At 34.8% G+C, this 18,872-nt stretch carries 16 protein-coding genes and 1 pseudogene; 5 read left to right on the top strand and 12 right to left on the bottom strand.

What is annotated here, in order from left to right; all coding sequences use genetic code 11:
• Positions 1-37 precede the first annotated feature (37 nt).
• From murD to prfB, 7 genes and pseudogenes are all read right to left on the bottom strand, one after another.
• Entirely contained in the window at positions 38-1,402 is a 1,365-nt protein-coding gene (gene murD, locus N3Z16_RS01115) for a UDP-N-acetylmuramoyl-L-alanine--D-glutamate ligase (RefSeq protein WP_282486420.1), read from the bottom strand.
• A gap of 99 nt (positions 1,403-1,501) precedes the next feature.
• Positions 1,502-1,804: a hypothetical protein gene (locus tag N3Z16_RS01110; protein ID WP_282486419.1), complete on the bottom strand. Its 303-nt coding sequence runs from the start codon at positions 1,802-1,804 to the stop codon at positions 1,502-1,504.
• A 1-nt stretch (position 1,805) separates the two neighbouring features.
• Complete coding sequence (locus tag N3Z16_RS01105; protein WP_282486418.1) at positions 1,806-1,958, bottom strand: hypothetical protein; 153 nt, start codon at positions 1,956-1,958, stop codon at positions 1,806-1,808.
• Positions 1,955-2,212, bottom strand: coding sequence for a hypothetical protein (locus N3Z16_RS01100; RefSeq protein WP_282486417.1), 258 nt, complete (start codon positions 2,210-2,212; stop codon positions 1,955-1,957). The genes N3Z16_RS01105 and N3Z16_RS01100 overlap by 4 nt, the downstream gene beginning before the upstream one ends.
• Positions 2,213-2,398: 186 nt before the next feature.
• A pseudogene (locus N3Z16_RS01095) lies at positions 2,399-3,528 on the bottom strand (IS91 family transposase).
• A 73-nt stretch (positions 3,529-3,601) separates the two neighbouring features.
• Positions 3,602-3,856 (bottom strand): hypothetical protein, encoded by a 255-nt coding sequence (locus N3Z16_RS01090; RefSeq protein WP_282485543.1) that lies wholly within the window; start codon positions 3,854-3,856, stop codon positions 3,602-3,604.
• 248 nt (positions 3,857-4,104) lie between these two features.
• Positions 4,105-5,209, bottom strand: a protein-coding gene (prfB, locus tag N3Z16_RS01085; protein ID WP_282486416.1) for a peptide chain release factor 2 whose coding sequence is annotated in 2 segments (ribosomal slippage) — positions 4,105-5,139 and positions 5,141-5,209 — 1,104 coding nt in all. Because the reading frame shifts where the segments join, the coding sequence is not laid out codon by codon here.
• Between the two features lie 327 nt (positions 5,210-5,536).
• On the opposite strand from prfB, the gene lepA reads away from it, so the two are divergent.
• A complete protein-coding gene (lepA, locus tag N3Z16_RS01080; protein ID WP_223939178.1) occupies positions 5,537-7,354 on the top strand; it encodes a translation elongation factor 4 in 1,818 nt (605 codons plus the stop codon).
• A gap of 243 nt (positions 7,355-7,597) precedes the next feature.
• Here the strand turns inward: lepA and N3Z16_RS01075 are convergent, their stop codons facing one another.
• Positions 7,598-8,191, bottom strand: coding sequence for a dioxygenase family protein (locus N3Z16_RS01075; RefSeq protein WP_282486415.1), 594 nt, complete (start codon positions 8,189-8,191; stop codon positions 7,598-7,600).
• A gap of 306 nt (positions 8,192-8,497) precedes the next feature.
• On the opposite strand from N3Z16_RS01075, the gene N3Z16_RS01070 reads away from it, so the two are divergent.
• Positions 8,498-9,517 (top strand): FKBP-type peptidyl-prolyl cis-trans isomerase, encoded by a 1,020-nt coding sequence (locus N3Z16_RS01070; RefSeq protein ID WP_223939179.1) that lies wholly within the window; start codon positions 8,498-8,500, stop codon positions 9,515-9,517.
• 63 nt (positions 9,518-9,580) lie between these two features.
• Positions 9,581-10,126, top strand: a complete 546-nt coding sequence (locus N3Z16_RS01065) for a GNAT family N-acetyltransferase (protein ID WP_282486414.1) — start codon at positions 9,581-9,583, stop codon at positions 10,124-10,126.
• Positions 10,127-10,373: 247 nt separating this feature from the next.
• Here N3Z16_RS01065 and N3Z16_RS01060 read toward each other — a convergent pair whose 3' ends face one another.
• The 4 genes from N3Z16_RS01060 to grxC all read right to left on the bottom strand — a co-directional run bounded on the left by N3Z16_RS01060 (position 10,374) and on the right by grxC (position 13,674).
• Complete coding sequence (locus N3Z16_RS01060; RefSeq protein ID WP_282486413.1) at positions 10,374-11,030, bottom strand: hypothetical protein; 657 nt, start codon at positions 11,028-11,030, stop codon at positions 10,374-10,376.
• Positions 11,031-11,132: 102 nt separating this feature from the next.
• Complete coding sequence (gene murG / locus N3Z16_RS01055) at positions 11,133-12,227, bottom strand: undecaprenyldiphospho-muramoylpentapeptide beta-N-acetylglucosaminyltransferase (RefSeq protein ID WP_223939182.1); 1,095 nt, start codon at positions 12,225-12,227, stop codon at positions 11,133-11,135.
• A 17-nt stretch (positions 12,228-12,244) separates the two neighbouring features.
• Positions 12,245-13,378: a putative lipid II flippase FtsW gene (ftsW, locus tag N3Z16_RS01050; RefSeq protein ID WP_282486411.1), complete on the bottom strand. Its 1,134-nt coding sequence runs from the start codon at positions 13,376-13,378 to the stop codon at positions 12,245-12,247.
• Positions 13,379-13,407: 29 nt separating this feature from the next.
• Positions 13,408-13,674 (bottom strand): glutaredoxin 3, encoded by a 267-nt coding sequence (gene grxC, locus N3Z16_RS01045; RefSeq protein ID WP_410519626.1) that lies wholly within the window; start codon positions 13,672-13,674, stop codon positions 13,408-13,410.
• Between the two features lie 57 nt (positions 13,675-13,731).
• On the opposite strand from grxC, the gene uvrB reads away from it, so the two are divergent.
• Positions 13,732-15,729 (top strand): excinuclease ABC subunit UvrB, encoded by a 1,998-nt coding sequence (gene uvrB, locus N3Z16_RS01040; RefSeq protein WP_282486409.1) that lies wholly within the window; start codon positions 13,732-13,734, stop codon positions 15,727-15,729.
• 133 nt (positions 15,730-15,862) lie between these two features.
• Positions 15,863-18,685, top strand: a complete 2,823-nt coding sequence (locus tag N3Z16_RS01035) for a sodium:solute symporter family transporter (RefSeq protein WP_282486408.1) — start codon at positions 15,863-15,865, stop codon at positions 18,683-18,685.
• Positions 18,686-18,872: the final 187 nt, after the last annotated feature.

Here is an 18,872-nt window from a genome sequence, read left to right as displayed (position 1 = left end):
ATTAATAATCTTGACCAGAGAAAGGTTAAGGTTAAGTTTAAAGCTTATTTTTAACATCTTGCACTAATTTTACAAATAATGTGCCTCGTTCTTCGAAATTTTTAAACTGATCGTAAGATGCGCAGGCGGGTGCTAGTAAGAAGTTTAGTTTCTCTGATGTTTTTATAGAATATTCCATAGCTTTATTGAATGCTTCTTCTAGGTTTTCGCATAGTTCATATCCAGGTTTTTGGGAGGAAACCAGATATAAAAATTCAGCAAATAAATTTTTGCTTTCACCAAAAAAATAAGCTTTTTTAATATTTTTTAGGACTGGTTTTAATTCATCGAAACTCTCTTCTTTAAATTTTCCCCCTGCAAACCAAATAATATTATTAAAAGCAGACAGAGAGGCTAGGGCGGAAGAAATATTAGTTGCTTTACTATCATTATAAAAATTTATATTTTTATAACTACCAATGTATTGCATTCTATGCTCAAGTCCTTTAAAGCTCTCTAAAGCTTTGATAATAACAGAGGTGGGAACTGAAAGTGACTTGCATATTGCGTAAGCAATAGCAATATTTTCCTTATTGTGAAACCCTTGTAAATGTGGCAAAGAGGGAAGTGGGAGGCTAACTTTATTACTTTCTATATTATCATATAAATAATTATTATCGCAAAATATTCCTCCTTCAATTTGCTTGCTATTAGATATAGGAATTATTTTTGGATTATAAACTTTTTTGAATTTGCGATAAATGTTTCGTGTGATAAGGCTATTTACCCCAATAATTTTCAAGGAATTAGGGGTGAAAATTTTTTCCTTTACGCGCGCATAATCTTCTACGTTTTTATAGCGGTCTAGATGGTCTGGCGTTATATTGGTAATTACAGATATTTTAGCATCTATTCTGGTTAAAAGCTCAATCTGGAATGAAGATAGCTCAAAAACATAACCTTTTCTATGATAAGGTAGTGACATTACAGCTTTACCAATATTGCCGCCAACGTGATAATCTAACCCTGCCTTGTGTAGGATATGTCCGGTAAGTGCGGTAACAGTACTTTTGCCGTTAGTGCCAGTAATAAAAATAAATTCGGAATTGGGATTCTCTTCTATAAAAAGTTCAATATCAGAAGTAACAGGAATTTTATTTTCTGATGCTATTTGAAAAATCTGGTGAGAACGTGGGATGCCTGGGCTTATAACAATTTTATTAAGTGTTTTCCATTTTTCATTATTTATTGACAGTACATGAGAGCTGCTAAACTCTTTGATAAATTTTTCGATATTTACTTTGGAGTCATCATAACATATAAGTTCTTTAACAATGGTCATTAGGCTTCTATATACTGAAGTACCAGTAAGCCCCAGACCAAAAATGCCAATTTTTTTACCTGTTTGTTTTGATAAAGCCATAAGTTATTTTTAGAGTAAGCAATTTCTTCTATAATTTTACCAGAACCTATTTGTTTTACAGAAAAAAACAAAGCCTGGGATGATTTGGTATAAAATTGTTTATAACCTTACTATTTTGGTTTTTAATTTTTGCCAAAACTCTATTAATCCAGCTGCTTTAATAGTAGCTACAGAGATGTGGGAGCAAATTAAATCGTGATCATCAAGATAATAATGAGCTATTTTATTTCTTATTTCACGCAATTCTCTCCACCAGTTTGCATCTTCTATATAGCCTAATTTTTCTAGTTTATTTAGTTTATCAATAAATGCAACAGCGTCTTCTTCAAGAAGATTAAGGATGAGAGGAAAAATTTTAGAGCCAATAATATCTTGTAATTTACCAAAACGTGTTGTCATCATATCAAAAAAAAGCCAATTTATCTGTCGGTAAATTAGCTAAAACAGCAGCAGAAAGTGGTATTAATTTATTTACGTGTGTTAATGCCTCTTTTAGTCTGGTAGATTGGATATCTGGTATATTTGCATAATAAGCTAAAAAGGAACGTTGTTTCATAAAAGTTGTACCCCTGTGTTTTTGGCTTCGGCATATATTGATAATTGCTGGTTTTGTGATAAAACATTAACAACAATATCAATTTTTTGATCTCCAATAATCTTTTTTAGATTAGTTACAAACTCTATTTCCTTTTTTGTGACAATAAATAAATCGTCATAATTTGTTTCTACGTAGAGGTCTATATCGCCGCCTTTTTTAGAATCGTCAACCCTGGAACCAAATAACCATATTTTATAGTATAGGAATTTCAAAATTTGTAACCAGAAAAATTGTTAATCAAAACTTTGAAAATTCGTTTAATAAAATGTAGTTACAAGCCACAATATTAGAAATTATCAACACTTTTATAAAAATCTCTGCCAGAATCTATCTAAAAATAGGTTCAGTTTTACAAATTATGTGGCTAAGACGTGAAAGAAGTGTTCGCCATAATGATGTTATCTAGGCGTTGATAATAATTCATTGATTCTTATTAATAACAATGGCGGAGATAAACCGTAATAAACTTGCCGCAGATTCATACATTTATTGCAATTATAGCAAAACAGAGGATCTATTTTAAAATTCAACCAAATCATTAATCTCCAACTAATGAGCTTAGTTTTCTTATGAACGATTTGATTAATTGCCTTATATACGATAGGTAATTGTACGCCCCTAGTTCTATTAGATAAAAAACCGTAATACCTAATCATTCGAAAATAACGATCTGGTATATGCATAATCAGACTAGCTATGAACTGCATCACGGGCATAGTTATGCGATCAATTGTATTATTATAGTGATCAAGAAATTTAAACGTTACCTGCTTTCCGTCGTAATTTTCTATTCTTGTCTCGGAAATAGGGGGCGTTTTATATACCGCCCTAAATATTCTATGTTGCGTTTATGATCATCCGATGGTTTTTGTAAATAAACATACCAACTGATTTCGTATAAACTACTCATCCAGTTATTAAAATTCTCAGCATTTTGATATGCGGACGGCAACTTCAAATTACTTGAGATATATTGAAAGCGAAATAACTCAAGGACTCTATGTCTCCACATTTTTTTAATAGGTTCGGCAGGAAAAAATAATTTTTGCCACTTGCCTTTGCTATTTATACCGCCGCAAGTAACCGATAAATGGATATGAACATTGCGTTTTAAATCTCTACCGAAAGTGTGTAAGGCAGTAAATATACCAACCACAAGATTTTTCTTTGTAGCTATCTCCTTAATAATTCCTGCTGCAATACCGGAAATCAATCCAAACAGATCACGATTGAGCCAAAATATCGGCCATAAAGAGTCCGGCATTGTAAATGTAATGTGCTGCCATCGTGTTTTTGGTAGAACATTGCTAGCCTTACTCACCCATTGATCCGTTTGTTTCTTACCACAACGAGAACAAAACCTACCTTTACAGCTGAATGCTACCGATTTATTGCGGTTACAATCACGGCAGCTATAACGTTTAAATCCTAAATATTTCGTTCCACACGATATAACTTTAGTGACGTTGAAAATAATGCCGTATCTTAGCTTGCCGTATTTTTTAGCGAAATCGAGACCAATTACCACGGTCTAGAAAAATATGTTTTATAGATATTCCTTTACCGACTATTTCCATAAATTACTTATAGTTAATGTTTTCTTACCAAGGAATCTTTCTTCCTTTGCGTTCTAAATCAAATTCTTTACAATCAGGGCAATAGTAAACAGAATTATACTTATGATTGGGAGATATTTTTCGCAACATTATCCAGAAAGCCTTGGCTATTTCCTTATCTCCTTCGGAAAAAATCTTTTTGATCCTGCTGTAAGGAATTGCTTGCTCTTTAGAAATGGCCTTAAGAGTTTTTACCGCTAATTCATTGACCAAATGCTGCTCAGAGTGCAAGTTACTCATAACTCAATTATATATTATCTTATGTATGTCTAACATTCAGTCTTTATAACTCAAGTTAAAACAAATCAAATACCAGTATTATAATCCTCCATAAATATTTATCGGTCAAGAGTATCTTCTTTTAAGCTGCCACCGATAGGTGGCTTATCTTGTCTCCTTTCATAAAATATAAAGAAAAACTCTCTCGGATAGCTTTCACTTGAGCTTCGGTTAAACGCATAATAACTTTTACCTATTTAAAGTATGAGTTAATACTTTGCTGCTTTTTGTGCTAAGGCAGCGGAGACAAATTTTCCTAAATTACCATCTAAAACACCATTTGAGTCGGACGTTTCGTATTCTGTTCGAAGGTCTTTAACCATTTGATAGGGTTGTAATACGTATGATCTGATTTGGTGACCCCAGCTAATATCGGTTTTTGCAGCGTTTTCCTTATCTATTTCTTCGTTCTGTTTTTTTATTTCTAAATCATATAATCTTGCCTTAAGCATGGACATAGCTTCAGCTTTGTTTCTGTGCTGTGATCTATCGTTCTGACATTGCACTACGATATTTGTTGGGATATGGGTTATTCGGACTGCGGAATCGGTAGTGTTAACATGCTGCCCGCCCGCGCCCGATGCTCGGTATGTGTCTATTCTTAAATCTTTTTCCTCAATAGTAATATCTATATTATCATCAATTTCCGGATACACCCAACAGGAAGCAAAGCTCGTCATTCTTTTACCGGCAGCATTAAAAGGAGAAATACGGACAAGCCTATGTACCCCTGATTCGGTTCTAAACCATCCAAAAGCCATTTCTCCTTTTATTTTTATACAGCAAGATTTAACCCCAGCTTCCTCTCCGGCAATAATATTAATTATTTCTGTCTTAAATCCAAGACGTTCGGCAAAGCGTAAGTACATACGCATCATCATCGATGCCCAGTCATGACTTTCTGTTCCACCTGCTCCGGCATTGATCTCAAGAAAGCAGTTATTAATATCAGCTTCGCCAGAAAACAGACATTCAGTTTCAAATTTTGTAGCTATACTAGCAAGTTCTGTTAGCTCTTTTTCTACTTGGTCTAATACAGCTTCATCATTTTCCTCTTCGGCTATATTAGCAAGTTCAATGTTATCAGTAAGACCATTATTAATTTTATCAAAAGAGTTTAGGGTATTTTCCAAAACTCTTTTTTCTTTTAGCAATAAAGTCGCCTTTTTTTGGTCATTCCAAAGATCTGGCTTATTTGCTTGTTCTTCGAGAGCAGTTAGCCTTTTTCTTGCCTCATCAATGTCAAAGAGACCTCCGGAGCAATATTAAAGATTGCTCAATTCTGGTTTTAAGATTTTCTATTTCTGCCCGCATCTTTATTTCTTTTTTATATTTTGTTCCCCTTTACCGCAGGTATGTCAGATAACCTTTTTACCTGAATAATTCTGTAAACGTGGATTCGTGGAATTATAAACGATTTAACAACAAATGGTCAAGGTAATATTAAGATACTTGGTTTACTAATGTTCTGCTCTTCTTAAGGTGCTTTTTCAATTTAATTTCAGTAAATATAAAGCAGTGCTCTAGCTTCTTATTAATTTTTCTAGGATTAAGCAAAATAAGTGTTATAATGTGGCCGTTAATGGCTCATTTTTAAGTTAATGAGTATAAATTATAGCTTATCAAGATTTTTAGAACAAAATGACTGAACAAAAATTTATCCGGAATTTTGCAATTATAGCCCATATTGACCACGGAAAATCTACTTTAGCTGATAGACTCATTGAATATTGCGGAGGACTGGAAAAAAGGGAGATGAGCCAGCAAGTGCTTGATTCAATGGATATTGAAAGGGAACGTGGCATTACTATTAAGGCCCAAACAGTTAGGCTGAAGTATAAAGCTAAAGACGGTAATACATACCAGCTCAACCTCATGGATACACCAGGTCATGTCGACTTTTCTTATGAGGTTAGTAGGTCGCTTGCTGCATGTGAAGGGTCGCTCTTGGTAGTTGACGCAAGCCAGGGTGTTGAGGCTCAGACCTTGGCTAATGTTTACCAGGCAATTGATAATAACCATGAAATTGTTCCGGTTTTAAATAAAATTGATTTGCCGGCAGCAGAACCCGAGATGATCAAAGAACAGATAGAAAATGTTATAGGAATAGATGCTTCTGATGCACTACTAGTGTCGGCTAAAAGCGGTATCGGTATAGAAGATGTCTTAGAAGCGATTGTTACAAGACTTCCAGCTCCAAAGAATGATTTTGTCCAAGATGAAAATCCTAATATTCTCAAAGCTCTGTTAGTAGACAGCTGGTATGATCAGTATCTAGGCGTGGTAATTCTGGTTAGGATTTTCCAAGGCCAGTTAAAGAAGAATATGAAAATCAAAATGTTATCGACAAAAAACACTTATATTGTTGATAATGTCGGTTATTTTACTCCTAAGAAAGTAATGTGTGATGTTCTGGAGAGTGGCCAATTAGGTTTTTTTACTGCTTCAATCAAGCAGGTAACAGAATGTAAAGTCGGTGATACAATTACCGAAGATAGTAAAATTGAAGTAAAAATGCTACCTGGATTCAAACCTAATTTACCGGTAGTGTTTTGCAGCTTGTTTCCAGCGGATGCATCAGATTTTGAGCGTTTAAAAGATTCCCTAGGTAAGCTTAGGCTTAATGATGCCAGCCTTGAATTTGAAACGGAAAGTTCGACTGCTCTTGGTTTTGGATTTAGATGTGGTTTCCTTGGACTTCTGCATCTTGAAATCGTCCAGGAAAGGTTAGAGCGTGAATTTGATCTGGATCTGATTACAACAGCACCAAGTGTCGTATATAAAGTGAATTTAAGAGGCGGAAAACAGGTGGAAGTTCATAATCCGGCTGATTTCCCTGATCCGCAGACAATAGAAACCATGTTAGAGCCATGGATTCGTGCAACTATTATGGTTCCTGAAGAATATTTAGGTTCGGTACTTACCCTCTGTACGGATAAAAGGGGAGAGCAAGTTGACATGAAATACATCGCCGGAAGAATAATGGTTATATATAGATTACCGCTCAATGAGATTGTTTTTGATTTTTACGATCGTTTAAAAGGTTGTAGCAAGGGTTATGCAAGCTTTGACTGGGAAATAGATGGGTATCAAGAAAGTAATTTGGTTAAACTTACTATTATGGTTAACAGTGATCCAGTAGATGCGCTATCGATAATTGTTCACAAATCCAGAGCCGAATCAAGAGGTCGGGAATTATGTGCAAGGTTAAAAGATTTAATTCCAAGGCAGTTATTTCAAATTGCCATTCAAGCTGCAATAGGTGGGAAAATAATAGCCAGGGAAAATGTTAAAGCTATGAGGAAAGATGTTTTAGCAAAATGTTATGGCGGTGATATTACCCGTAAAAGAAAATTGCTTGAAAAGCAGAAAGCTGGGAAAAAACGAATGAGAAATATAGGGAATGTTGAAATTCCGCAATCCGCCTTTATTGCTGCTCTAAAAGTAGGTGACAATTGATTCTGGTACAAACGCATTCTGTAAAATAATTATTACGAAAAGTGCCAATACTTCCTCTAATACTTAAAAATATCCTAGGGGGAGATCTACAAAGGACACTTCTTGTTATGCCGCATAAAAAGGGTTGGCTATCGTCTTTAGTTTGCGGCAAAAAGGAGCATAGAAGACAATAGTATAATTGGACTTGAAGATCTCATATTTTCCTAATACATAAAGCTTTCCGATCTTAATTAGTTAGTAAAACTAATAATTATCTTCACTTTCACCAGCTATTACTATCTGATAATTGTAGATACTAATATTTTTCTTGGAGGCAACTTCATAAATATTAGACAGTTCTGGGTAATATTCAGGAGTAGCAAGCTTGTGTCCTTTTAAAAACAGGCGCGTTTGTAAGTTTCCAAGCTTTCTGTGCTCAACCCTAACATTAATATGGGATTCAATTCCATGAACCGCCGGAGGGTATACCGTAATAAAGTGAAATTCCCCTTTATTATTTGTTGTGGCAACTCCGTTACCAGTAAAAGTGAGGGTTTTATCAGTATCTATAAGTTTTTTATTGAGATCTTTTTTAAAGGGCTGGTAAGGATATTTTCCTTTGCAGTTAATTTGCCAAATATATACTTTAGCATCACCGACTGGAACACAGTTTTGATCTACCACTACTCCGGTTATAATAATTTTTTCCCCGCAGTACAAAGACTCTTGGCCGGTTTCACGTAATAAATTATTAGTTAATTCAAAATTTTCTGGTTCGTAGTTATTCTCTGCTTTTGGGGTGATTTTGCAAAAATTCATTTTATTTAAATAGAAATCAGAATGTGAAGAATCTGCCAAGCTCTTGTTAAGACAAATTATGTTTATGAATATGAAAGCAAAAAATATATTAAATTTCATAGAAACCATTATAAAATAAATTATCCCAGATATTGTGGTGCTTGCTATGAGCATAATAAATTCTTATTTATGTGAATAGTTTAATATTAAATTAGAATTAGCAGTTTCTTAGAACTGGGTCAAAAAGCCTCACATATTACCACAGAATGGAAAAAGTTTTTTGTTGTTAAGAAGAGTGTTATTTGTAATTTCTAAGCTCTTAATTTACTATCTGGGTAATTAGTTAAAAATACAGGAAATATAACGATGCAAAAAATATTAACTTTAATCATTTCAATTGCTATTATTTACATGATATTTAAACATAATATCGACGGTATTAAAGTCCCCCCTGTTGAAATGAATGATAAGAATAAACCTGATAATTCTAGCTCTAGCACCCAAGTTCCTACCGATATGACCGGTAATTTTGTTGAAAAGACTATTTCGAATGTGCTTGTTAATGTTTTAAAAACAGATGAAGGAAGAATGTTTTTTGAAAATATTCTGCAACCTATAAATAAACCGATGGCCGGTTCAGGACAAGGATTTAAGATTAACAACGACAATTTAGTCGAGGCCATGTTTGATATAAAAACTTTTGGCGAAGGCGGGGAAGGCCCAGCAACATGCGGACATGTGGTAACTGTGGCGTATAAGATTCTAGCTGCTAATAATATGCTTATTAGCGAAAAAACAGTTACTTATCCTCTTGGTAGTGACCAAATAGCTCCTGGCGTGGATGCCGTTATTGTTGGCATGAAAGTTGGGCAAACAAGGCATGCCGTAATTTCAAGTAAGTATACAGATAGGGTAGGGGCACAAACTGATAAAGTAGATAGTTTTAAACTTAATGTAACTCTTAAAGAAATAATGCCACAAAATTTTGTAGATGAAGATGTTAAAGTTTTTGATGATGAAATAGCTTATAAGTTACCTCTATTGTGTGGAGGCAATTCGGTTTATAATGCTAGAATTACTAAACTTAGCAATAGTGAAGTAATTTATGATTCAAAATCTTCCGGTAATAAGATAAACATGAAAGTCGGTAACCTAGCTTATCCGGTTATTTTCTCTTATGCCCTTCATAATAAGATTCCGGTTGGCATTAGAACAGTAATAGCTAAAGGTAGGTTATTTAAATCATTTCTTAATGAGTTTAGCACAATTTTTCCACAAACAAAATTGCCAGAGAATGAATATTTTATGCTGGAATTATATGATTTTGAAAATAATCTGACTAACAATAGTAATAACTTACTAATTCAAAAGCCAAACGGTAAGTAATAGAAGTCAGGACCGACTAGTGCAACACGTTGAGAAGGTCTTAGTTATATTTTAGAAAGAATTATGAATATTCATTTTGAAAAAGCTGCTTTACAGCATATCGACATTATTTTTAGCTGGCTTCAGGAGAAGCATATTCAAGAATTTTGGGATAATAGTCAGAATCATAAAGACGATATCTTAAATTTTATCCATAAAATGCCGCAAAAATATTTTGCTGGCACAACGAAGTATTGGGTTGGTTATATTGATGGCAAGCCGTACGCTTTCATTTTATCAGATATTTTAGAAAGAAACCAAACAGATCTTTCAGAAGTCCATCTGGCAAATATGTCGCAGGTAGGGCATACCATATCACTCGATTTTGGTATAGGAAATAAAAAATATTTAGGATGTGGGCTCGGTGCTCCAACTTTGTCTGCATTTGTCACTTTTTATAAAGATGAAGTTGATAATAAAGCGGATACTTTTTTTATTGATCCCGATGAAAATAATCCTAGAGCTATCCGTGTATATAATAAAGCCGGCTTTAATAAAGCAGGTCAGTATGAGGTTACCGAAGGATGCTTTATTGGGCATGGAAGCGATTTAATGGTAAAAAAGGTATGAGGGTAAAAATATATAGGGCACAAGGCAGAAATTATAGCACAAACCTTAGTATTTAGCCGATTTATTAATATTTAGATGAGGGTGTTATTCGTTGTTGACCTATTAACTATAGACCTTGGTCCATCATTATTAGTGCCAACCACCACTGAATTGTTTATATACTCCCATGAATTCATACTGTTACTCTTCTGTTTTTCCCTTGTTTAGAGAATCTACAGAAGGCAAGCCAATTCCTGGCAAGAAAATACTAGATTGATTTAACAGATTCGGTTGTGTCTGCCTCATTACTTGGATCAGGAATTTTAGCAGGAGAAATAGATTTAGATTTCTGTTTGCTACCAGTTTCACTGTTCTCGCTTCGATTATCTGTATTTTTGCCCGAAGACCGTGAACTTGTCTGAGCTTTTTCTAGTTCCTGAGCTGTTGGACATCTATAATTAGCCATTTCGTTTTTAGTTTCATTAAGCATTGTTTTTATTTGATCAAGTTCTGCTCTTAATGCTGAGTTATCCTCCAAGTAGCGATCGTCAGCTCTTGGGCTATTTCTGACTAAAACAGGATAGGTTTTATTTTGTTTTTCTTTAGGCTTTTTACCTATATATTTACTTTCAAGTTCCTGTTCAAGAATTGAGCGATACATATCTTTATTTGCTTGAGAAATATTTTCGTTTTCAAGTAAATCATCATATTCGTCATCCTCGTCAGCGTAGTCATTATTTGCTACATTTTGTTTGGCTTTAGTAATATATTTTTTATTATATAAAGGCGCTCTTTTACCGCCTTTAGCACCTTTAGTATCAAAAAGCTTATTATTAGCTGATTTTTTAAAATACCCTTCCGGACCAGTAGCGCAGGATGACAGAAGAAAAATGGAAAGGACAAAAATAACTACTTTATTTAACATGAATTTTTCCGATTATCATTTAACAATCAAATATATACAAGATCAATTAATGTCATATATAGCAGATAGTTGCAACCATGTTATTGCAGTTCAACTATAAAACTAAGTAATTATTTTTAGGACTGTGTTGGCTAAATGCTTAGTGCCATCTGTTTTGCGCTTTAATAGGTTAAGTGAAGCTTCCTTAATTATGGAAGGGGTGTCAATTAAACTATGGAGTTTATTTGCCAAAACTTCAGCTGTTACCTCTTCTTGCCGATAGTACCACGAACAATTAGAATCTTGCAGAGATTTAGCATTATAATATTGATGATCGTCCGCAGAAGAAGGAAGCGGTATAAATATTGCCGGTAATCCTATTTGAGTTAATTCTGCTATGGTTGTTGCGCCAGCCCTTGCAATAACTAAATGGCTATTTTCGTACTGTTTATAAATATCATGAAAGAAATCAGAGATGGTACTTTGGATTTTTAAATTATCATAAGCTTTTTTAACTCTTTCCTTGTCATTTTCCAGAACTTGCTGAACAATTCTTATCTCAGTTTCCGGATACTTAGTTAGAAGAATCTTTATTGCTTCTGGTACTAGGCTTGAGAAAATTTTTGCCCCTTGACTTCCGCCAAATACCAGTAAATTAAAAGGCTTATTGCTAAAACTGCTTTTTTCTGGAAGGTTTTTGATCTTATCTCGGACGAAATCACCTGTTATTAAGATTTTGTCTGAATAGTTTGTCGGTAAATTTTGAGTGCTTTTATAGGCTAAAGCTATAAGTATTGCTTTTTTTGCAAAAAATTTATTACTTTTACCAAAAAAAGAATTTTGTTCGTAAACAATAGTCGGGATGGAAAGTAATTGTCCTATAAACATTAATGGGAAACTAGGGTAGCCTCCAAACCCTATAATAAGCTTTGGTTTAAGTTTTTTAATTAATATAAATGCTTTAATTAAAGATAAATAAATTGAAAAAGGGATTTTTAATTTATTGATTATTCCTCTAAGGTTTATGTACAAATCAACTATGTGAGACTTTATGTTGATATAATTAGTTAAATATTTTTTACATCTATTATCAGTAGAAATGTGAACTTCTAGTTCTAAGTTTTTAGCTAGTTCTTCTGCAAGGGCAATCGCTGGAAAAAAGTGCCCGCCAGTACCGCCGGCGGTTAGTAATATTATTTTTCTCTTTTTTGGGGGCATAGTTAATATTATCGTGTTTAAATTTCAACATTTTGGAGTCTGTATTTAACCAAAGAAGCTTTTCGTTTAGTAAGGCCAAGTAGCATTCCCATTCCTATACTAATAGCTAAAGTAGATGAGCCTCCATAGCTTATAAAAGGTAGGGTCATGCCTTTTGTCGGCAATAAATTCAAACTAACACCCATATTAATAACAGCCTGTAAGCCGAACTGGGAGATAATGCCGATAGCAGCAATTTGGATGAATTTATCATCTTCATGCAGTAGATTAATCAGAATTCTAATTACAATATAAGCAAATGTAATGATAATCATAAGGCAGATAATTGCTCCGAACTCTTCGCCGGCTACGGCAAAAATAAAATCGGTATGTGAATCTGGTAAAAATTGCTTTACTGAACCTTCTCCTGGCCCTTTTCCATATAAACCGCCTGATTCAAAAGCTTCTAATGATCTTGTTATCTGGTAATTTTCACTATTAACCGGGTCAAGAAATCGGTTAATTCGAGAGGCTACATGGGGCAGTAATAAGTAAGCGCCAATGCTTCCGAAAACCGAGGCAAAAATAGCAATAAATAACCAAATGATTGGTAAGCCAGCAACAAATAATTGAATGCCAAAAACAGCTGATACCATCACGAGCATACCAAAATCCGGCTGGATAATTAATAATGCCGCAACACTTATAAACAGCATAAAACATACTTTAAAACTGGGAAACTCCTCGTAATAGTGTAGAGATAATATCCAGCCGGTGACAACAGCAAAAAAAGGTTTCATAAACTCTGATGGTTGATAGGAAAATCCGCCTATATTTATCCACCGCGTCGCACCTTTAACTTCAAAACCATAGAACTTAACCAAAACAAGCATAAGTAAGCTTCCTAAAAATCCAAATATGGCAAGTCGCCTAATCCATTTTTTATCCAGTAATGAAAAAGTTAAAATTATTATCACCGCAAGGGTTAAAAACACTACGTGCCTTGAAGAGAAATAATTATCGGTAAGTCCAATTCTATTAGCAACTGCTGGACTTGCGGTAGTTACTAACATCAGGCTAAAAGCAAGGAGAATAACCATGGCAATTATGGTCTGCTGGTCAATTACTTTCCACCATCTATTAATAAAGTTATTTTTTATCGAAGTTTGCATTATTGTGTTTTTCTATGGTAGGGGTACTATTAAGCAAGTCTTTGATCTAATTTTCCCTGTTTTTCAAGCTCATACAAATCATCACATCCTCCGACGTGAAAATCACCGATGAATATTTGAGGGACAGTTTTTCTTCCGCCTGCTTTCTGAATCATTTCTTCTCTAATGTTTGGATCTTCGGCGTTTATTTCCTGGTAAGTTGCACCTTTACGGTCAAGTAATGCTTTAGCACGAACGCAGTACGGACAAGTTGTGGTCGTATAAATGACAATTTTCTGCATAAAAAAACTCGTTATTTTTTGGTAATGATTTATAGTTATAGTTAAAATATTTCAAGTAGTATACCAAAGTCAATGAGCCTTTTCAAATTACATTCAGAATATAAACCTGGCGGTGATCAACCAAAAGCGATAAAGGAGCTACTTGCAGGGCTTGAAGCGGGAGAGAAATCACAAATGCTTCTTGGTATTACCGGTTCTGGTAAAACTTTTACCATGGCAAATGTAATTGCTGCGTCAAATAGACCGTCGTTAATTATGGCACATAACAAGACATTAGCAGCTCAGATTTATTCGGAACTGAAAAGTATGTTTCCAGAAAATGCCGTTGAATATTTTGTTTCATATTATGATTATTATCAACCGGAAGCATATATTCCTAGAACCGATACCTATATTGAAAAAGATTCATCAATCAATGAGCAGATTGATCTGCTCCGGCATTCTGCAACCAGGTCCTTGCTTGAACGCAGAGACGTAATAGTCGTTTCGTCTGTTTCTTGTATCTATGGTCTTGGTTCACCGGAACTTTATTCCCAGATGACGCAAGAACTCGAAGCTGGTAAAAAATATAAGCGCAGTGAGCTGCTGCTAAAACTTGTGGATCTGCAATATGAAAGAAATGATATTGCTTTTGAGAGAGGTACATTTCGAATTCGAGGGGAATCAATCGATATATTTCCTTCCCATTATGCTACCAGAGCTTGGAGGTTATCTTTTTTCGGGGATGAGCTTGAATATATCAATGAATTCGATCCGCTAACAGGAGAAAAATTTAGAAAATTAGAGAAAGCTATTATTTATGCTAATTCTCACTTTGTTACACCGGCTTCGGTAATTAAGACTGCTATTGCCAATATAGAAATTGAATTAGAGGAGAGGTTAGCTTATTTGAAATCTTTAGATAAACATCTTGAATATCAAAGGTTAAAACAGAGAACGGATTATGATATTGAAATGCTGCAAAGCACTGGGACTTGTAAAGGCATCGAAAATTATTCGAGATTTTTAACCGGTAAGGCAGCAGGTATGCCGCCCCCGACCCTATTTGAATATTTACCAAAGGATGGTCTATTGTTTGTGGATGAAAGTCATGTAACTATTCCCCAAATTAGAGCGATGTATAATGGTGATCGGGCTCGCAAAAGCTCCCTCGTTGAATATGGATTTAGGCTACCTTCTGCGCTTGATAACAGACCGCTAAAATTTGAAGAATGGATGGAACTAAGACCTCAAACTATTTTGGTCTCGGCTACTCCATCGGCTTTTGAACTTGAAGAAACCCGTGGGGTAATTGTTGAGTTAATTATAAGGCCGACAGGCCTAATTGATCCGGAATGTATAGTAAAACCGGCAGTTAATCAGGTAGAAGATTTAATAGATGAAATAAAAAATACAGTTACTAGAGGATTTAGAATTCTGGTAACAACACTTACCAAGAAAATGGCAGAAGATTTGACCTCTTATCTACAGGAACTAGGTTATAAAGTTAGCTATTTGCATTCAGCTATTCATACCTTAGAAAGAGTCGAGATAATCAGGGATTTAAGAAATGGTGATATTGATATAATTGTCGGCGTTAATCTACTCAGGGAAGGTCTAGATATTCCTGAATGCGGACTCGTTGCCATTCTTGATGCGGATAAGGAGGGTTTCTTGCGCTCAGAAACAGCGCTTATTCAAACAATTGGTAGGGCGGCTAGAAATAGCGAAGGGAGGGTTTTGCTATACGCTGATAAAATCACAAATTCCATGCAAAAAGCTTTAGAGGAAACATCACGAAGAAGGACTATACAGCAAGAGTATAATAAAAAACATAACATCATTCCAACAACCATTAAGACCAAGATTCATGCCTTACTTGAACTAGAAAGAGCAAGTAGTGTGGTAAAAACTGATAAAGTCTCTAATGAACTACAGAATATTATCAATGACCCTAAAAAACTAAAATCCTACATTGAAGGTCTCCGTAAACAAATGCGAACCTGTGCAAGTAATTTGGAGTTTGAGGAAGCTACTAAATTAAGGGATCAAATATTTACACTTGAAGAAGCGTTAATTGAGTTAATGTAAACATTTTAAATTGTATTAGAATGCATTAAAGCTTTTGCTTATTTTATAATAACTGAGTATATACTAGGTTGACTATGACAGGAATGTAATATAACTTTTAGTATGTTTGAAAAGGTTGATTCTTGGTTAAAATATGAGTCTCGATATTGATATAATTATTTTTATAGCGTTTTTGGTTACCAACCTTGTTGTGGGGCTTGCTTACGGCCGGGAAGTAAAAACGATTAGTGACTATTCCTTAGGCGGCAGAAATTTTTCTACTGGGGCTTTAGTTTCTACTATAGTTGCAACTTGTGTTACGGGCAGTGGATTTTTTATAATTCTTACAAAAACCTATTCTGATGGTTTTTATTATCTTATTCCTACTGTTTTTATAATTATTCAAATGTTTATTACAGTTTACTTCCTGATACCTAGAATGGGAGAGTTTTTGGGGAATGTTTCGGTAGCAGAAGCAATGGGTGATATCTATGGTAAAGAAATACGATTGATAACAGCGATTTGTGGTATCCTTAAAATGGTAGGAGGAATTGCCGTACAGTTTAAGGTATTTGGCAATATATTTAATTATTTCTTAGGAATGGATTCTACTTATGCAATCCTTTTAGCAGCAGCAATTGTTGTGGTATATTCTTCTTTTGGTGGTATTAGAGCTGTAACTTATACTGATGTAATACAATTTATTACTTTTGGTTTTGTTGTTCCATTGATAGGAGTGGTTCTATGGAATCATATTTACAATAACAATATTGCGTTTAGTGAAATAATAGAAAATTCTAATTTTGATTATAAAAAAGTATTGGATATTGGTAACCCCAAATTATGGGACATGATACCATTAATTCTTTATTTTATTATGCCTTCTACAGATCCTACCTCTTTTCAAAGGATTTCTATGGGACGTGATATTTACCAAGCAAGAAAGGCCTGGTTTATTGCGGCAATTTTGTTTGGTTTGGTAACTCTTTCCATATGCTGGATTCCATTTTTGCTTACACTTCTAGAACCAGGACTGCAACATAATCAAGTAGTTAATTATTTAGTAGATAACTATACTTTTGTAGGCTTAAAAGGCTTAATGATAATAGGGATAGCGGCTATGGCCATGTCTACTGCGGATTCACGTATTAATGCCGCAGCAGTACTATTTGCCAATGATATTGGAAAAACTTTTAACATAAAAATAAATGAACTAGTTTTATCTAAATTATTCTCTTTAGTATTAGGTATTTTTGCTACCTATCTGGCAATTATAAAAACTGATTTGCTTAGTATAGTAATGACTTCAGCAAGTTTTTATTTACCAATTGTAACTGTGCCCTTATTACTAGCCATTTTTGGTTTCCGTAGCACAAAAAAGTCAGTGTCGGCAGCAATGGTGGCAGGTTTTTTTGTTGTGTTAGTTGGTAATATTTTTGAAGTGAAAGCTGATACTATATTGATAGGAATGCTCGTCAATATGCTAGTTCTTTTTGGCTTTCATTATATATTTAAGCAGGCAGGTGGCTGGGTCGGGATTAAGGATTATAGCTATTTGGAAAAGAGCAAGAAGGAAAATAACCGGATGATATCAGCTTTAATAAGAAATATTCAGGATTTTAGCTTTATTGAGTTTTGCAAGGAGAGAGCCCCAAAAGATGAGCTTAATTACATGTGGCTTGGGATATATTTTATAATATATGGTTTTAGCACCATGTATTCGACCAGGTTAGAGCTTGTAGGCGATCAAAGCAAGGTGATTGTAGTTGTTTATCAGATCATGATGGTTACAGGGGTGGTAATAGCGATGTATCCGATTTGGCCGCCGAGGATAAAGCATGAGATTATAGTGCAGGTAGCGTGGCACATAGTAATTTTCTATATGTTGATTGTATTTGCCGTTTTCTTTGTGATGGTCAATAAATTTGGCCAGTTACAATTTGCCCTGTTTGTACTGAATATATTAATAGCGACGATTCTAACCGGTTGGCGGCTTGGGATAGGGATGAGCATAGTAGGGTTTTACTTTGGTTTAGAGCTATATAAATATTATGCTGGAATAAATGAGATTGATTTTACAGTCGGTTCACCTGAGTTTGTATCCATATATGTGGTAATACTTGCCGGAGCGGTATTATTAATGTTTTTCAAACCCAAACAAGAGCATCAGGAGCTAACTGAAGAAAAGAACGAGCATCTAAGTGGCCGGATAAACATGTACAAGGAGCAGACCAGGGAAGCAGAAGCATTAAAAGGACGTTTTATTCGCAATATAACGCATGAATATCACGCTCCGATGACGGGGATATCGAGCATGGCTCAGGTACTGGTGCAGGATTATGATAAGTTAAATGATGAGCAGCGAAAAGTAGCAGCTAAAACGATACTAGATAGCTCGCTTCGTCTTGAGGTATTTGATTCGAATATATCAAGCCTCTCAAAACTGAATAAACCAAGTTATGACTTAAAACTGGTAGAAACGGACTTTAGTCAGCTAGTAGAGGATAGGGTTACACTTTGCCGCAAGCTATACGAGAATGAGGAAGAAAGTACTATTCACTGGCAAGAAGGGCCAGAGACCAGCAGAAGGAACTGGCAGCTGGATATTGAAGAGGGGATCATCTTAAATATTGATAAATACTACCTAAGCCAGGCAATAGATAATTTAATTATCAATAGTATCAATTACGCCAAAAGCGGAACTATTGCAATTAGCATCAAACGGGATAATGATAATGAAACGATAATTTTCAGCATTAGTGATGAGGGGATAGGCATCCCCCCTGATGAATTAGATGAAGTATTTGAGGAGTTTACGGTTAGTTCAAGGACAGAAAGTTTTGCCGGTGGAAGAGGAGTAGGCCTTGCGGTGTGCAAAAAGGTTATTGAAGTACACGGCGGGAAGATCAAGGCCGAAAGTAAAAGAATGGGCACTACAATCTGCTTTACCTTGCCAAAAGTAATTAAAAACCGCTAAAGAGGAGTTTGGCTATTAAATATCAAAAACTATTTAAAAGTGAATTTGAAAGTTCAGGGATTTTGATCAGCTTTTTGCGAAGCGGCCTATAGTTGAAACTTTGCGGTTATAGCAGCTTTTAGCAAAAGTGTTTATATAATCCAAAAGTTCTCGCTTATTGGTTTACCAAAAAGTTAAAATTTAGGAG

The organism is Candidatus Megaera polyxenophila (genome assembly GCF_029982035.1).
GTDB lineage: Bacteria > Pseudomonadota > Alphaproteobacteria > Rickettsiales > Rickettsiaceae > Megaera > Megaera polyxenophila.
Note: the sequence above shows the minus strand (reverse complement) of the source record. Positions and strands in the feature narration are given on the sequence as shown.

Excerpts from the sequence above, each read along its gene's own strand:
- murD (WP_282486420.1), bottom strand. The coding sequence starts at position 1,402 with ATGGCTTTATCAAAACAAACAGGTAAAAAAATTGGCATTTTTGGTCTG.
- N3Z16_RS01110 (WP_282486419.1), bottom strand. The coding sequence starts at position 1,804 with ATGATGACAACACGTTTTGGTAAATTACAAGATATTATTGGCTCTAAA.
- N3Z16_RS01105 (WP_282486418.1), bottom strand. The coding sequence starts at position 1,958 with ATGAAACAACGTTCCTTTTTAGCTTATTATGCAAATATACCAGATATC.
- N3Z16_RS01090 (WP_282485543.1), bottom strand. The coding sequence starts at position 3,856 with ATGAGTAACTTGCACTCTGAGCAGCATTTGGTCAATGAATTAGCGGTA.
- lepA (WP_223939178.1), top strand. The coding sequence starts at position 5,537 with ATGACTGAACAAAAATTTATCCGGAATTTTGCAATTATAGCCCATATT.
- N3Z16_RS01070 (WP_223939179.1), top strand. The coding sequence starts at position 8,498 with ATGCAAAAAATATTAACTTTAATCATTTCAATTGCTATTATTTACATG.
- N3Z16_RS01065 (WP_282486414.1), top strand. The coding sequence starts at position 9,581 with ATGAATATTCATTTTGAAAAAGCTGCTTTACAGCATATCGACATTATT.
- N3Z16_RS01060 (WP_282486413.1), bottom strand. The coding sequence starts at position 11,030 with ATGTTAAATAAAGTAGTTATTTTTGTCCTTTCCATTTTTCTTCTGTCA.
- murG (WP_223939182.1), bottom strand. The coding sequence starts at position 12,227 with ATGCCCCCAAAAAAGAGAAAAATAATATTACTAACCGCCGGCGGTACT.
- ftsW (WP_282486411.1), bottom strand. The coding sequence starts at position 13,378 with ATGCAAACTTCGATAAAAAATAACTTTATTAATAGATGGTGGAAAGTA.
- uvrB (WP_282486409.1), top strand. The coding sequence starts at position 13,732 with ATGAGCCTTTTCAAATTACATTCAGAATATAAACCTGGCGGTGATCAA.
- N3Z16_RS01035 (WP_282486408.1), top strand. The coding sequence starts at position 15,863 with ATGAGTCTCGATATTGATATAATTATTTTTATAGCGTTTTTGGTTACC.